The organism is Halorubellus sp. JP-L1 (genome assembly GCF_011440375.1).
Lineage (GTDB): Archaea > Halobacteriota > Halobacteria > Halobacteriales > Natrialbaceae > Halorubellus.
On sequence record NZ_JAAOIR010000002.1, the window covers coordinates 629,793 to 644,549 of the forward strand.

The window sequence follows — 14,757 nt, forward strand, 5'->3', positions numbered from 1 at the left end:
TCCGGGTTCGAGTTCGGTCAGGCGCCGACGCGCGGGACGAACTGTCCGGTCTCGCGGTAGACGCCGCCGAGGAGGACGACCGCCGCGGCCGCGGGGAGTGCGGCGCAGGCGAGGTAGATGGGGCCGAATCCGACGACGTCGACGAGCGGGAGCGTGACGATCGGGCCGAAGCCACCGCCGATGTCGCCGAAGACGTTGTTCGTGCCGACGGCGCGTCCCATGCGCTCTTCGGGGACGAGGTCGGCGAGGAGCGCCATGAGCGGGCCGCTCGTGCCGCCCTGGCCGACGCCGACGCAGACGCAGGCGACGGCGAGCGTCGCGACCGAATCGGCTGCGGCGAGCAGCACGAACCCGATCGCGGTCGCGGCGAGGAAGACGAGGAGAGTCGGGACGCGGGAGCCCCGGCGGTCGCTGACGTACCCGCCGACGTACATCGAGAGACCCGCGGCGACGACGGTGATACCCATGAAGATGCCCGAGGAGCCCTGTGCGTCGAACCCGAGGACGTGGAGGGTGTTCTCGTCGAGGAAGAGGACGAGCGTCGCGAACAGCGCGCCGATGTAGACGAAGAGGACGGCGAAGTTCACGAGCCCGACCGTGAGTGCGGGGAGGCTCGTGTCGACGTCCCAGGGTTTCGCGGACGTCCCCTGGCCGGGATCGACGTGGGTCTCGGGGACGGTCGCGTACGCGACGGCACTCGCGATGAACGCGAACGCGGTGGCGACGACGAACGCGGTGACGGTCCCCGCGAGCTCGCTCACGATGCCGCCGACGACGACGCCCGTCGGGAATCCGAACAGGACGCCGCCGCGGATGAGCCCCATGTTCGCGCCGCGGGAGTCGGCGTCGCTGACGTCGGCGGCGATCGTGTACGCGGTCGCGAACACGAGCGCGCTCCCGACGCCCCAGAGAATGCGTGCGAGCATGAACCAGCCCTCGGGGAACGGGGCGAGCATCGCGACGACGTACCCGAACGTCGCGAACCCCTGGACGAGCATCCCGACGACGAACGGCGTCCGCGTCCCGATCCGGTCGACGAGCGCGCCCGCGGGTGCGTTCGCGAACAGCCGCGAGAACCGGTTCGCGCTCAAGATGAGGCCGACGAGGAACGGCGAGAACCCGAGGACTTCGCCGAGGTTCGGGAGGATCGGGTAGATGACGCCGCCGCCGAACCCGATGAAGAACGTGCTCGCGATGACGGCGGCGACGACGACGCCGTCGCCGGACGCGCCGACGCGAGCGGCGAGTCGACTGACGGCGTCGTCGACGACGCCGCGGAGCGCGCTCACGGTCGCCCTCCCATTGCAGCCGCGGTCACTGCCTGAAGTACGAGAGTCGGGTTCATGACGGTTGTGAACTGCGAAGGCGACGAGGAGTCGCCGTGGGCGGCACGTGGTGGTCGAACGCGGGCCTTTTGTCCGCGCCACGATTCTCTACGACTATGGTTACAGCCACGGCGTCGTGGGACTACCGGGACCGTCACACGGACGCGTTCGGGCGGACGTACTTCCGGCGGTTCGGGGACGGCGTCGTCTCCAGCGTCGGCCTCGGGACGTACCTCGGCGAGCCGACGGACGCGGTCGACGACGACTATCGCGAGGCGATCGCCGAGGCCGTCGAGAGCGGCGTCAGCGTGCTCGACACCGCGCGGAACTATCGCGCGCAGCGCAGCGAGCGCGTCGTCGGGGAGGCGCTCGCGGACGCGGACGTCGACCGGGAGGCGGTGCTGGTCGCGTCGAAGTGCGGGTTCGTGCCGTTCGACGGCGCTCGCCCCGACGACCCCGGCGCGTACGTCCGCGAGGAGTTCGTCGAGGACGGGCCGCTGGCGCGCGAGGATCTCGTCGCCGGCCAGCACGCCATGACGCCCGCGTTCGTCGACCACCAGCTCGACCGGTCGCTCGAGTGCCTGGACCTCGACGTCCTCGACCTCTACTACCTCCACAATCCCGAGGTCCAGCTCGCCGAGCACGACCGCGATGCCGTGTACGACGCCGTCGAGGACGCGTTCGTCGCGCTGGAGGAACGCGTCGCCGCGGGCGACCTCCGGCACTACGGCGTCGCAACCTGGGAGTGCTTCCGCGTCCCGCGCGACCACCCGAAGTACCTCTCGCTCGCCGAAGTCGTCTCTCGCGCCCGGAGCGCGGCCGACCGCGCCGGGAACGCCGCGACGTCGTTCCGCGCCGTCCAACTGCCGTTCAACGTGCTGATGGCCGACGCGTTCACGGAGAAGAGCCAGTCGAGCGCGGACGGCGACGTCAGCGTCCTCGAACTCGCGAACACCGCGGGCCTGGACGTGTTCACGTCCGCGTCGCTCATGCAGGGCGACCTCGCCAGCGCGGACGCGATCCCGGATTCGGTCGCGTCGAAGCTCGACGGCGACACGCCCGCCCAGCGCGCCATCAACTTCGCGCGGTCCGCGCCCGGCGTCACGAGCGCGCTCGTCGGCGCGTCCTCGCCCGCGCACGTCGCGGAGAACGTCGCCGCCGGCACGTTCGATCCCCTCGGCGCGGACGCGTTCGACGCCACGTTCGAGTGACCGGCCGCCTCAGAGTTCCTTCCACTCGCCGCCGCACTCCTCGCAGACCCGGACCGTCCCGATCTCGTCCGGGTCGTTCTTCGACCCGAGCTTCTTCTCGCAGTCGCTACAGTTCAGTCGCTCGTACGTGTCCTTGTACAGCGACCCGTCGCGGAGTGCCTTCCTGACCGATTTCATGTCACGCACTACGAAACCCCGCGGATAAAAGCCTGCGGTGAAATGGACGGTATCTGATGGAACGCCTGACGGCCGATACCGGGACGACCATTCGCGACGCCGCCCGAATCCGGCGTTTCGGTTCGAAACCCGTAAGCACCGGAGTCTCGAACACCAAGTCGTGACAGAGGGACGGACGAAACTGTTCGGCGCGATGCTAGCGATGGTGTTCCTCGTGAACTTCCCGCGCGTCGCGTTCGCGCCGATGCTCGACACGCTCGCCGCCGCGTTCGACGTCACGTCCCAGGGAAAGGTCGGCCTCATCGCGACGCTCGTCTGGCTCGGGAGCGCGCTCCCGCGGATCCCGACCGGGTGGGTGCTGACGCGCGTCCCGCGGCATCGCGTCATCCTCGCGACCGGCGTCGTCCTCGCGGTCGCGGCGACGTTCACGACGTTCGCGTGGTCGCTTCCGTCCGTGTACGTCGGCTCGCTCCTCATGGGGCTCGCCAGCGGCGCGTACTTCATGGCCGCGAACCCGCTCGTCAGCGAGCTGTTCCCCGAGCGCGTCGGGCGCGCGGTCGGCATCCACGGCACCGCCAGTCAGACCGCGGCCGTCGCCGCCCCGCTGTTCGTCGGTGCAGTCCTCGCCGCCGCGTGGCTCGTCGTCCCGTTCGCGCGCTGGCGGCTCGTGTTCGCGTTCATCGCCGCGCTCGCCGCCGCTACGACCACCGTCTTCTACGTCGTCTCGCGCCGCGTCGACCTGCCGGACGCCGGGGACGCCGACCGAGACCTGTTCGCGGCCGCACGCGCACAGTGGCCGCTGATCCTCGCGGGCGTCGTCTTCCTCGGGTTCACGGGGTTCGTCTGGAACGGCGTCTTCAACTTCTACGTCCAGTACCTCGACGTCGTCAAGGACGTCCCCCGGTCGACCGGGCGCGTGCTCCTCACCGTCCTGTTCGCGGCGGGCGTCCCCGCGTTCTGGGCGACCGGCCGCCTCATGGACCGCCTCCCGCACGTCTCCGTCATCCTCGCCGTCCTCGCGGGCATCGCAACGATGCTCGCGGTACTCACGGTCACCTCGGGGCTGTACGCGCTCGTCGCGGTGTCGGTCGTCTTCGGGTTCGTCGTCCACGCTTCGTTCCCCGCGATGGACGTCTACCTCCTGGACGCACTCCCCGACGAGCACCGCTCGAGTGCGTACGCGCTCTACTCTGGCGTCATGATGATCGGGCAGGCGACGGGGAGCGTCGCCGTCGGCACGATGCGAGACCTTGCCATCCCGTTCACGGCCATCTTCCAGGGGTTCGCGCTCGCACTCGGCGGTCTCGTCCTCGCGCTCGTCGCGCTGCACGCCGTCGGGCGACTGCCGACGAGCGCGCGCGCCGTCCGCTGAGCGAGCGATCCGTCGTCGCGCAGACGCGCGGGGTTCCGTCATCGCGTCGGCGACCGGCCGTTCCGTCATCGCGTCGGCGACCGGCCGTTCCGTCATCGCGTCGATTATACGACTCCACGCCTCACGTTCGGTCGATGGAGTACGTGCAGGAGCGCGTGACGACCCTCCACGACTACGGGGACGCCGATCCGGTCGCGCCGACGGAGCGCGCGGCGGTCGTGGTGCCGATGACCGAGCGCGAGTACGCGGGCCTGGCGCCCGAGCGAACGCTCTCGGCGCTCGAGGCGGTCGACCCGGCGCGCGTCGTCGTGCCACTGTCGGCCTCGTCCGAGCGCGTCGCGGACTTCCACGACTGGCTCGATTCGTTCGACCTGGACGTCGACCTCCTCTGGTGCTCGAGTCCGGAGGTCGAGGACGCGCTCGCCGAGCACGGCCTCGGCGGGCCCGCGGGGAAGGGACGGGACGTCTGGCTCGCGCTCGGGTACGCCGCGGACGCCGCCGAGTTCGTGGTGTGCCACGACGCGGACGCGAAGACGTACAGCGAGCGCCACGTCCCGAAACTGCTCGCGCCGCTCGGCGACGAGTACGCGTTCGCGAAGGGCTACTACGCTCGCGTCGAGAACCGCCAGCTGTACGGGCGACTGTTCCGGCTGTTCGTCCGCCCGCTCGTTCGCGCGCTCGACGACGCGACCGACCACGCGTTCGTCGACTACCTCGGCGCGTTCCGGTACGCGCTCGCCGGCGAGTTCGCCATGGACGCCGACCTCGCACGCGAAGTCCGCGCGCAACGCGAGTTCGGGCTCGAGGTCGGGACGCTCGCCGACGCCTACGCCCACGCCGGCTTCGAACGCAGCGCGCAGGTCGACCTCGGCCGGCACGAGCACGACCACCGCGCCGTCACCGGCCCCACCGGCCTCTCCGACATGAGCGAGCAAGTCGGGCGCGCGCTGTTCAACGCCCTCGCCGACCACGGCGTCGACGTGGACTACACCGCGCTCCGCGACGCCTACCGCGACACCGCAGACGCACTCGTCGACCAGTACGCCGCCGACGCCGCCTTCAACGACTTCGACTACGACGCACCCGGCGAACGCGACCAAGTCGAAGCGTACGCACCCGCCGTACGGCCCCCCGACCGCGACGACCGCCTCCCAGCGTGGCACGACGTCGACCTCCACCCCGAAACCATCCTCGACGCCAGCCACCGCGCGCTTCAACGCGTCACCGACTGACCCGCCTCACTCCCTGGACTCGGTCAGTTCGACTGGGATCGCGTGCCCCTCCGACCGCGACACGCCCCAGTAGACGAAACGGTACCGCCCTGGGTCCAGTTCGCTGCAGACGCCGTACTGCGGGAGCGAGTCGTACGCCTTCGTCAGGCCGGCCGCGGAGAACGTGAGCGTCCATTCGAAACCCTCACCGGGGTCGTGCGAGACGGTCTTGTCGAGGTGCCCGCTGGTTCCGTCCTCGACACCGAAGACAGTGCGCCACCGCTCGCCGTCCCACCGCTGGACGTCGAACTTCTTCTTCACTCCAGATGCACGCTCGTCGTCGGTGACGTTCGTCAATGCGAAGGTGACGTCGTCGCCGACCGCGACCTCGTCGGTGCTGGCGCCGAGTTCGAACCCGTGCATCGGACCCGGCCCCTTCGCGCTCCAGTACGGGTCGAGTGGCTCGAAGCGCGCCGGACAGTCGGTGCTCGCGACGACGTCTGTCCGCGAGAAGTTCGTCGGCGTCGCCTCCATCGACGTCGAGGACCTGGACTGACAGCCAGCGATGGCGACCGCGAGGCTCCCGCTGACTGCCGCGAGCATACGCCGTCGGTTTCTGGACACTCTCATTCAAATCACCGTCGGCTACAAGTGCCTTCTGTCGACAACGCCACACTCCCCGAACGGTTTTGTCGTCGGCGCGCGCTCGCACGAACGTGACCGATAGCGACCACGCCGGGGGTGGCGAGAGCGAGGAAGCCGAGAGCCACGGACTCGACCCGGACGAGCTCGCGGGCGTCCTCGAGCTGTTCGGCGCACTCACCGAATCCGAGTTCAAGCAAGCGGTGAAGGAGGTCGCGTTCCGCGCCGGCCGCGACGTCGACGACGCGACCGTCGCCGAGCGCGTGAACGCCGCCGCCGCGTCCTTCCACGTCGTCCGCGTCGAACCGGACGCCGTCGAACACGTCGTCCCCGCGTTCGACGGTACCGAGGCGGCGTACGTCGCCGGGCCGCGCGCGTGGCCGACCGAACCCGAGCACGCCGAGGACCTCCCGCACATCCTCGACGTCCGCGCTCGCGACGTCGACCGGAGCGCGCTCGCCGGCCGCGTCCGCCAGCAACTCCGCACAACCGTCGAGCAAGCAGCGGCACGCGGCGACGCCGACCGCCTCCACGACGTCCTCGACGTCACGTACGACGTCGAGACGTGGGCGGACGTCGACCTCGCCGACACCCGCGGCCTCGTCGACGGCGCGCTCGCGAACCTCTAAGCGCGAGTCCGCGACGCATCCAGTTCGCGCGCGACACTAAACCGTTAAGTGCCGACGAACGGGAGTTCGCTCCATGAGCGACCTGCCGGAGGACTTCAAGTGCACCATCACCAACTGGGAGTACATCTACTCGCTGTGCCGGGACGTCTCGAACGACGTCAAGCGCGACGAGTTCGAACCGGACGTCGTCGTCGCGCTCGCACGCGGCGGCTGGTTCGCGGGGCGCTGCATCTGTGACTTCCTCGGGCTCGACGACCTGGCGAGCCTGAAGATGGAGCACTACGTCGGGACCGCCGAGAAAGCCGACGAACCGCAGGTCCGCTATCCGATGCCGGAGGGCTCGGTCGAAGGAAAGGACGTCCTCATCATCGACGACATCGCGGACACCGGCGGGTCCATCCGGCGCGCCGAAGAGTACGTGACCGAGCGCGACGCGGGCGAGGTGCGGACGGCGACGCTCCAGCTCCTCGACACGAGCGAGTTCGAGCCCGACTACGTCGGCGAGAACCTCGAGGAGTGGGCGTGGATGGTGTATCCCTGGAACTTCATCGAGGACATGATCGACGTTATCTCGGGCGTGATGGAGCGCGCGGACGAGGACGCGTTCTCGAAGGCGGACGTCCGGCACTACCTCTCGGAGTACCACGACGTCGAACGCATCGAGATGGAGATCGCGCAACCGAACCGCCTGAGCGAGGTGCTCACGGAGATGGAGCGCCGCGGCGTCGTCGAGCACGCCGCCCCTGGGTCGTGGCAACTCGCCGACTGAGCGCGACTCGCAAGGATTACACCGGCTGCGAGGGAACCCGGTGGTATGTCCATCGGCATCATCGGCGGCAGCGGCATCTACGAGGCGCTGCCCCTGGAGAACGTCGAGAAGCGGAGCGTGACCACGCCGTTCGGCGACCCGAGCGACGACCTGACAGTCGGGGAACTCCACGGGAAGGAAGTCGTCTTCCTGCCGCGGCACGGTCCCGACCACCAGCATACGCCGACGAACGCGCCGTACCGGGCGAACGTCTACGCGCTGAAGGCCGCTGGCGTCGACCGCGTCATTTCGACGAACGCCGTCGGGAGTCTCCGCGAGGACCTGCCGCCGCGGAGCCTCCTGGTCCCCGACCAGATTTTCGACCGGACGAGTCACCGCGAGCACACGTTCTTCGGTGACGGCATGGTCGTCCACATGGGGTTCGCGGACCCCTACGATCCCGCACTCAAGTCCCACCTCGCGGAGGCCGCCGAGCGCGCGGACCACGACGCCGACGTCGAGGAGGACGGGACGTACGTCTGCATCGAGGGCCCGCAGTACTCGACGCGCGCCGAGAGCGAGTTCTACCGCGAGCAGGGCTGGGACGTCGTCGGCATGACTGCCGTTCCGGAGGCGAAGCTCGCTCGCGAGGCCGAACTCGCGTACGCGACCGTCACCGGCGTCACCGACTACGACGTCTGGAAGCAGGACAACGAGGTCACGCTCCAGGAGGTCCTGGAGAACGCGGAGGCGAACCAGGAGTCGATCAACGCGGTCGTCGAGGAGGCCGTTCGGACGATGCCGGAGGACTTCGAGAGCGACGCCTGGTCGGCGCTCGAGGGCACGATCAACACGCCGACCGAGGCGATCCCGAGCGAGACGCGCGAGCGCGTCGAGTTGCTCGCTGACGACTACCTCTAGTCCGAGCGAACCTGGCGGGAAGTCACCGCGTCAGTCGCGGAGCGTGACGGTGCGGATGCGGACCTTCCCGCAGCTGGGGCAGAGGTGGCGGTAGTCGATGCGACGGCCGTTCGTGCTCGCCCGCCAGTTGCCCTCGTCGTCGACGTACCCGCACTCGGGGCAGATCGCCTCCTCGTCCGCGTACCGCGAGTTCAGTCGGTCGATGACCGACGAGCCCCCTTTGCTTCGAGACATGCGCTGGAACTTCGGCGCCCACGAACATAAGTCATGCCATGGTGTAGCATGACAAGGTGGTGGGGTCTGTAGCTCCCGGCGCGAGTCAGCGGAATCCCATCCAGAGAAAACCCAGGTCAGTCCGCGGCCGCGCTCTCTCTCGCCGTCGCCGCGTTCGGGTCCTGCACCCACAGGTCGCCGAACAGCTCGTCCTGCTGGAGTCGAACCGTCCCGCGATGACTCATGAAGAGGACCGCGAGGAACGTCTGCACGCGAGAGCCGTACGCCGCCGCAACCTCCTTGAACAGGACCTCGTCGCGACCCGCGTCGTAGTGCTCGCGCAACGTCGTCTCCACGTCCTCGATCACGGACTCGATGTCCTCCTCGTGAGTCGTCCCCGTCACGTCCGCCTCCGTCGGCTCGTCGTCCACGCGGAGGTCGTCCGCCGACCGATAGTCGAGCGTCTGCTCGCCGCGACCGTACCCCGACGGCGAGTCGCTCGTGTCGTACTCGCGCTGGCGCTTCCACCACGACCCGCGCTCGGCTTCCCGGAGCTCGCGCACGAGCTCGTCGAGCGTCTCCGGCGTCCCGCGCGCGTTCTTCCGGTCCAATCGCCGCTCCATCTCGTCCTCCAGCGCCGCCACCGGATCGAACTCGCTCGGCTGCTCGCCGTCCGCCATCCCACCGGCGGGAGCGTCCGCGAACGGCTCCTCCCACGGCGCGAGCTCGTCCTCGTCGTCGTCGTCGCTCCCGTGCAGGAGCTCGTCGCCCTTCATCCGCACGAGCACGCTCGCGTAGAACAGCGCCCGCCCCGACGTCCGCAAGTCCGCGTGGTCGAGCGCGTCCAGGAACTTGTCCGTCACCGTCACCACGTCGATGTCCCACGGGTCGATCTCGCCGTTCTCCGCGAGATTCACGAGCACCTCGACGGGTTCGACCTCCTCGTCGTCGCCCTCGGCCACGTCGTCCTCGTCCGGCAGCACCTCGTCCATCGTCTCCGTCGCAGCGTCGGCCGCCTCGGCCGCGTCCGGGTACGGGTCCTCGCCATCGCCGTCTTCGCCGGCAACGTCTTCATCCGACCCATCGTCGTCGAGCGCGTCGTCGCCGAACGGCGAGTCCTCCTCACCCGGCGGGTCTCGGTCCTCGTGCCCCGCGATGTCGAGCATCGACGCCGGGTCCGCTTCGCCACCGTCCGACCGAACCTCCTCCCCGCCGCCGTTCCCCGCCGACCCCTCAGTCATCCGCCGGCACCCCCTCTCCACCGGCGAGGTCGATGCCAGTCACCGCCGACACGTTGTCGTCCTGCATCGTCACGCCGATCGCGCGCTCCGACCGGTCGAGCATCGCGGAGCGATGCGACACCACGACGAACTGCGCGTCGCCCGCGAGCTCGTCGACCATCTGCCCGACGCGCTCGGCGTTCGCCGCGTCCAGGAACGCGTCAACCTCGTCCAGCGCGTAGAACGGCGCCGGGTTGTGCCGCTGGATCGCGAAGATGAACGCCAGCGCCGTCAGGGACTTCTCGCCGCCGCTCATCGCGTCCAGGCGCTGGATCGGCTTGTCCCCCGGCTGGGCCTTCATCGTCAACCCGCCGTCGAACGGATCCTCCTCGTCCTCCAGGTGAAGCGTCCCCGTCCCGTTCGAGAGCCGCTCGAAGATGTCCGTGAACTGCTCGTTGATCGCCTCGTAGGAGGACATGAACGTCTCCCTCTTCTGGGCCTCGTAGGACTCGATGCGCTCGGTGATGCCGTCGCGCTCCTCGACGAGCGTCTCCTTGCCGTCGAGGAGCGTCTCCAGGTCCTCCTTCACCTCGTCGTACTCGTCGATCGCGAGCTGGTTCACGGGCTCCATCGCCTCCATGTCCGCCTCGAAACACGCCACCATCTCCACGACGACGTCGTGCTCCGGGACGTCCTCGGCGTCGTACTCGCCGACCTCCGCCTCCAGGCTCTCGACCTCCCACTCGAGGTCGTCGCGCTCGCCCTCCAATCCCTCGAGCGTCGAGGCGACCGCGTCCACCTCCTGCTGTTGCTCGTCGCGAGCCTGGCGCGCAGCCTTCGCCTCCTCGCGGAGCTCCTCGCGCTCCTCTTTCAGCTCAGTCAGCTCGTCCTCGAGCTCGAGGACCTTCCGGCGCTTCTCCTCGAGGACCGCCTCCTTCTCCTCGATGTCGTCCTCGAGGTCAGCGATGCGGTCCTCGTGCTCGGCCTTGCGCTCCTGGGCGTCCTCGATGTCGTCGTGGAGGTCCTCGATCGCGTCCTCCGCGTACTCCTTCTGCAACGTCAGGTCGTTCAGGGAGCCGTCGATGTCGCTCACGCGCGCCTCCAGGTCGTCGATCTCCGCCTCGACGTCCTCCATCTCCGCCGTCAACTCCGGCACGCGCGAATCCGCGAGCTCGTCCTCGAGCTCGTCGATGTCCGCCTCGATCTCCGCGATCGCGTCCTGCTTCTCGCCGACTGCGGCCTCGATCTCCTGCATCTCCTCGTCGACGTCCTCGCGCTCCGCGACCAGTTCCTCGCGGCGCTCCTCGAGCGACTCGACGCGTTCGCGCGCGGACTCCAGCTCGTTCTCGACGCGGTCGATGTCGCTCTGGACGTCCCGGACCGCGTCCGTCGCGTCCGTCTTCCGGTCGCGCGCGTCGTCCAATCGCTCGTCGATACCCCGGAGTTCCTCGCGGAGGTCCTCGCGCTGCTCCTGGAGTTCCGTGATCTGCTGGGCGACCCGCTCCAGTTCGCCGCGCCCGGACTTCGCGAACGAGTACCGCGACCCCGAGGACGACCCGCCGGTCATCGCCCCGGACTTCTCGACGAGGTCGCCGTCGAGCGTCACCAGCCGGAACTCGCCCTGGAGGTCTCGCGCCGTCTCCAGATCCTCGACGACGAGCGTGTCGCCGACGACGTAACTGAAGATACCCGTGTATTCCGCGTCGAAGTCCAGCAGGTTGTACGCGAAGTCGACGACGCCCGGCACGTCCGGCGGACTCGGCAGCGACCGGTCGTGCATGTCCGTCATCGGCAGGAAGGTCGCACGCCCGGCGTTCCGGGACTTGAGGTGCTCGATGCACTGCTGGCCGACGACGTCGTCGTCCACGACCACGTTCGCCATCCGGCCGCCCGCGGCCGTCTCGCACGCCTGCGCGTACTCGCCGCCGACGCTCCCGAGCTGCGCGACCGTCCCGTGCACGCCCTCGATGGCCGAGTTCAGGATCGTCGTCACCGACCGCCCGTAGGACGAATCGCCCGATGCCTCCGCGTTCGCCTCCAGCTCCGCGTACTCCTGTTGCTTTCGCTGCAGTTCGTCCTCCACGTCCTCGATGTCGCCCTGGACCGCCTGCTTCTCGCGCTTGAGGTCGTCGACGACGCCCTCGATCGAGAGCGCGTTCTTGCGCGCCTTCTCGAGTTCGGCCTGGAGGTCCTCGCGCTCGGCCTCCAGTTCGGGAATCTCCGCCTCCGCGGCCTCGACGTCGTCTTCGACCTCGCTTATCTCGTTCGAGCGTCGACGCGCCTCGTCCAGCAACCGGTCCTGTTCGCGCTGGAGCTCGTTCTTCTCGTCCCTGGCCGCCTCCAGGGCCTCCTTGCGCTCCTGGAGCTGGCCCTTCAGTTCGTCGTACTCCGTGTCGATCGCGTCGATCTCCGCTTGCAAGTCCGCGAGCGCCGCGCGCTTCTCCTGGACGTCCGCCTTCACCGAGGACTTCTCGACCTTGTACTCCTTGATCTCGCTCTCGAGGTCCTCGATCTCCTCCTGCTTCTTGTCTACCTGCACGAACGCCTGCCGTCGGTCCGCCTCCGCGGACTCGATCGCGTCCTCGCTCGAGGATACCTTCTCCTCCAGGAGCTCGATGTCGTTCTGGATCGAATTGATGTCGCTCTTGATCTGGAGCTGCTCGTCCTCGCCCTTCCGCTCGATCTCGCGGTTCAACTCCTCGAGGTCGTCCTCGAGACGCATCACCTTCCCCTGGCGCTCGTCGAGCTCGCGCTCCAACTCCGCGAGCTCCCGTTGCTTGCGTTCGATGCGCTCGATCACGGACTCGAGGGCCTCGCGTTTGTCCTCGAGTTCCGCGGCCTTCAGGTAGCCCTCGTACTCCTCCATCTCGCGACGGAGTCTGCGGTACCGGAGCGCCTCGCGCCGTTCGTCCGCGAGCTGGTCGAGGCGGTCGCGCTTGTCGTCGATGCGGATTTCCGCCTCCTCGATGCGCTCCCGGACCGTCTCCAACTCCTCTAGGGCGTCCTCCTTCTTCGCGTCGAACTCCGCGACGCCCGCGATCTCGTCGATGATCTCGCGGCGCGCGAACGGCGTCATGTTGATGATCTCCGTCACGTCGCCCTGCATGACGACGTTGTAGCCCTCCGGCGCGACGCCGGCCTGGGCAAGCAAGTCCTGGATGTCGGAGAGGTTCACGGAGCGGCCGTTCAGGTAGTAGTACGAGTAGTAGTTGTCCTCGGTCTGCTTGACGCGACGCTTCACGGAGATCTCGTCGACGTCGCCGACGTCGTCGGTGCCGGCGGCGTTCTCGACCTGCGAGCGCGACAGGCGGTCCTCGTCGTTCGCGAGCACGACCTCGACGATCGCCTCCTTCGGCCCGCCGGCCTCGTCGCCGTCGGCGTGCCCGGGGTTGTAGATGAGGTCAGTGAGTTTCTCCGCGCGAATCCCTCGCGTCCGCGCGAGGCCGAGCGCGAACAGGACGGCGTCGATGATGTTCGACTTGCCACTCCCGTTCGGGCCGGTGACGACTGTGAAGTCCTCGTAGAAGGGAATCCGGGTCTTGCGCCCGAAGCTCTTGAAGTTCTCGAGGACGAGTTCCTTGATGTGCATCGTGTGTGCGATTCCGGCAGGGAGTCCGGCGTCAGGCGACGATGATGTCGTCTCCGAGGTCGGAGTCCTCCGAGTCGTCGGCCGCTTCGCTCTCCCCGCTTTTGTCTCCTTCGACTACGTCCTGGGTCGCTTCCTTCGTCGCTTCGGCGACGTCGTCCTGCCCGGCTTCGGGCGTGACGATCTCGGTGTCGGTCGCCTCGCTCTCGGGGATGTCGCCGCGCGCGGTGGTCTGTGCGCTGCTCTCGCCCTGGGCGAGTTCGACGTTGGGGTCGGCGTCCTCGACCGCCGTCTGCGGGTCGGCGTCCAGTTCCGCTTCGAGGATGCGGACGCGCTCTTTCGTCTCGACTAACTCTTCGGTCAGTCCACGGACGGTGGATTCGAGTTCCGCGACGGTGGCCTCGAGTTCCTCGACACGATTCGTAGGCATGTTCAGTACGCGCGGGCGGAGTCTCTTAATGGTACGCAAGACACGTGTAAGGAATCTGCGACTAGTCGGCGACTGGTCGCCTCCCGGACGCTGGCTAGCGCTCCCGACCGGGTGCGACGCACGATACCACGCCACGCGACCCCGCGTTTAAATATCGCCCGGCCGCTCACGGCCTGTGCTGGCAGACCGACGCAGACCACGGTGAAGCCGTCGATTGCTGAAAGCGAATTTTGACCGTGGGGCACCCTTAGGCCCACGTCCGTCGTAGCACAGCGTGCATGCAACGCAAAGCACTCGCCGCCGTCGCCGTCGCCACACTGCTCGTGGTCGCGTCCGTCGGCGTCGTCGCAATCGGAACCGGCAACGACGCCTCCCAGGAGGCCCAGAACGCCCAGCAAGACTCGGAGACCATCTCGGTGTCGGCCACCGGGTCGGCCGGCGCCAGCCCCGACGAGGGCGTCGTTCGCGTCAGCGTCCGCGCCGAAGCGAACGACTCCGAGAGCGTCCGGTCGTCGCTCGCCGACGACGCCGCAGCGCTCCGGAGCGCCCTCGACGAACTCGGCGTCTCCTACGAGACCACTCGGTACTCGATCGAGAGCGTTCATCCCCGCGAGCGCGAACGCCAACCCGACGCCCCCGAGTACCGTGGCGTACACGCGTTCGAAGTGACCGTCGACGACCCCGACCGCGTCGGCGCCGTCATCGACGCCGCCGCGAACGCCAGCGCTGAGATCGACGGCGTCCAGCTCACGCTCTCGGACGAACGCCGCGAGGAACTCCGGAACGCCGCCATCGAGGACGCCATGGGCGACGCCTCCACGCAAGCGACGACGATCGCCGCCAGCGCGAACCTCACCGTCACCGGCGTCGCGAGCGTCGACGCCACCCAGGGCAACTATCAGCCCGTCGCGTACCAGACCGAAGCCGCAGCAGGCGGGGACGCCGCGCAGGATACCGTCATCGACAGCGGCGAGGTCACCGTCACGTACGACGTTCGCGTGACGTACAACGCGACCAGCTGATCGGCCACGCCGATTCGAAGCGACCCGCTGGTACCGGCGCGCGTTCGCGC

The 14,757-nt window shown here is 68.7% G+C and carries 14 protein-coding genes; 7 read left to right on the forward strand and 7 right to left on the reverse strand.

The genetic code is table 11. The annotated features are described in order from the left end of the window. Positions 1–17: 17 nt before the first annotated feature. Positions 18–1,196 (reverse strand): MFS transporter, encoded by a 1,179-nt coding sequence (locus tag G9C85_RS11640; RefSeq protein WP_369680822.1) that lies wholly within the window; start codon positions 1,194–1,196, stop codon positions 18–20. Between the two features lie 245 nt (positions 1,197–1,441). Here G9C85_RS11640 and G9C85_RS11645 point away from each other — a divergent pair, with 245 nt between their 5' ends. Continuing rightward, complete coding sequence (locus tag G9C85_RS11645) at positions 1,442–2,536, forward strand: aldo/keto reductase (RefSeq protein WP_166040087.1); 1,095 nt, start codon at positions 1,442–1,444, stop codon at positions 2,534–2,536. Between the two features lie 9 nt (positions 2,537–2,545). Here the strand turns inward: G9C85_RS11645 and G9C85_RS11650 are convergent, their stop codons facing one another. Further along, entirely contained in the window at positions 2,546–2,713 is a 168-nt protein-coding gene (locus tag G9C85_RS11650; RefSeq protein WP_166040110.1) for an HVO_0758 family zinc finger protein, read from the reverse strand. A gap of 202 nt (positions 2,714–2,915) precedes the next feature. Between G9C85_RS11650 and G9C85_RS11655 the strand changes: the two genes are divergently transcribed. After that, positions 2,916–4,085, forward strand: a complete 1,170-nt coding sequence (locus G9C85_RS11655) for an MFS transporter (RefSeq protein WP_166040954.1) — start codon at positions 2,916–2,918, stop codon at positions 4,083–4,085. Between the two features lie 134 nt (positions 4,086–4,219). Further along, positions 4,220–5,317: a glycosyl transferase family 2 gene (locus G9C85_RS11660; protein ID WP_166040112.1), complete on the forward strand. Its 1,098-nt coding sequence runs from the start codon at positions 4,220–4,222 to the stop codon at positions 5,315–5,317. A gap of 6 nt (positions 5,318–5,323) precedes the next feature. On the opposite strand, the gene G9C85_RS11665 is transcribed toward G9C85_RS11660, so the two are convergent. After that, a complete protein-coding gene (locus G9C85_RS11665) occupies positions 5,324–5,899 on the reverse strand; it encodes a hypothetical protein (protein WP_166040114.1) in 576 nt (191 codons plus the stop codon). A 113-nt stretch (positions 5,900–6,012) separates the two neighbouring features. Here G9C85_RS11665 and G9C85_RS11670 point away from each other — a divergent pair, with 113 nt between their 5' ends. The 3 genes from G9C85_RS11670 to mtnP all read left to right on the forward strand — a co-directional run bounded on the left by G9C85_RS11670 (position 6,013) and on the right by mtnP (position 8,236). Continuing rightward, positions 6,013–6,567 (forward strand): hypothetical protein, encoded by a 555-nt coding sequence (locus G9C85_RS11670; protein WP_205254351.1) that lies wholly within the window; start codon positions 6,013–6,015, stop codon positions 6,565–6,567. Between the two features lie 73 nt (positions 6,568–6,640). Continuing rightward, a complete protein-coding gene (locus G9C85_RS11675) occupies positions 6,641–7,336 on the forward strand; it encodes a phosphoribosyltransferase (RefSeq protein WP_166040116.1) in 696 nt (231 codons plus the stop codon). A 45-nt stretch (positions 7,337–7,381) separates the two neighbouring features. Continuing rightward, positions 7,382–8,236, forward strand: a complete 855-nt coding sequence (gene mtnP / locus G9C85_RS11680; RefSeq protein WP_166040118.1) for an S-methyl-5'-thioadenosine phosphorylase — start codon at positions 7,382–7,384, stop codon at positions 8,234–8,236. Between the two features lie 30 nt (positions 8,237–8,266). Here the strand turns inward: mtnP and G9C85_RS11685 are convergent, their stop codons facing one another. The 4 genes from G9C85_RS11685 to G9C85_RS11700 form a co-directional block, all read right to left on the reverse strand. Next, positions 8,267–8,470 carry an HVO_0649 family zinc finger protein gene (locus G9C85_RS11685; protein ID WP_166040120.1) on the reverse strand — a complete coding sequence of 68 codons (204 nt, stop codon included), beginning with the start codon at positions 8,468–8,470 and terminating at the stop codon, positions 8,267–8,269. A 116-nt stretch (positions 8,471–8,586) separates the two neighbouring features. Then, positions 8,587–9,690, reverse strand: coding sequence for a segregation/condensation protein A (locus G9C85_RS11690; RefSeq protein ID WP_166040123.1), 1,104 nt, complete (start codon positions 9,688–9,690; stop codon positions 8,587–8,589). After that, on the reverse strand, positions 9,683–13,258 hold the full coding sequence (smc, locus tag G9C85_RS11695) for a chromosome segregation protein SMC (protein ID WP_166040125.1): 3,576 nt from the start codon (positions 13,256–13,258) through the stop codon (positions 9,683–9,685). The genes G9C85_RS11690 and smc overlap by 8 nt, the downstream gene beginning before the upstream one ends. 31 nt (positions 13,259–13,289) lie before the next feature. Beyond that, positions 13,290–13,685, reverse strand: a complete 396-nt coding sequence (locus G9C85_RS11700) for a hypothetical protein (RefSeq protein ID WP_166040128.1) — start codon at positions 13,683–13,685, stop codon at positions 13,290–13,292. A gap of 278 nt (positions 13,686–13,963) precedes the next feature. On the opposite strand from G9C85_RS11700, the gene G9C85_RS11705 reads away from it, so the two are divergent. Beyond that, on the forward strand, positions 13,964–14,707 hold the full coding sequence (locus G9C85_RS11705) for an SIMPL domain-containing protein (RefSeq protein ID WP_166040130.1): 744 nt from the start codon (positions 13,964–13,966) through the stop codon (positions 14,705–14,707). The last annotated feature ends 50 nt before the right edge of the window (positions 14,708–14,757 follow it).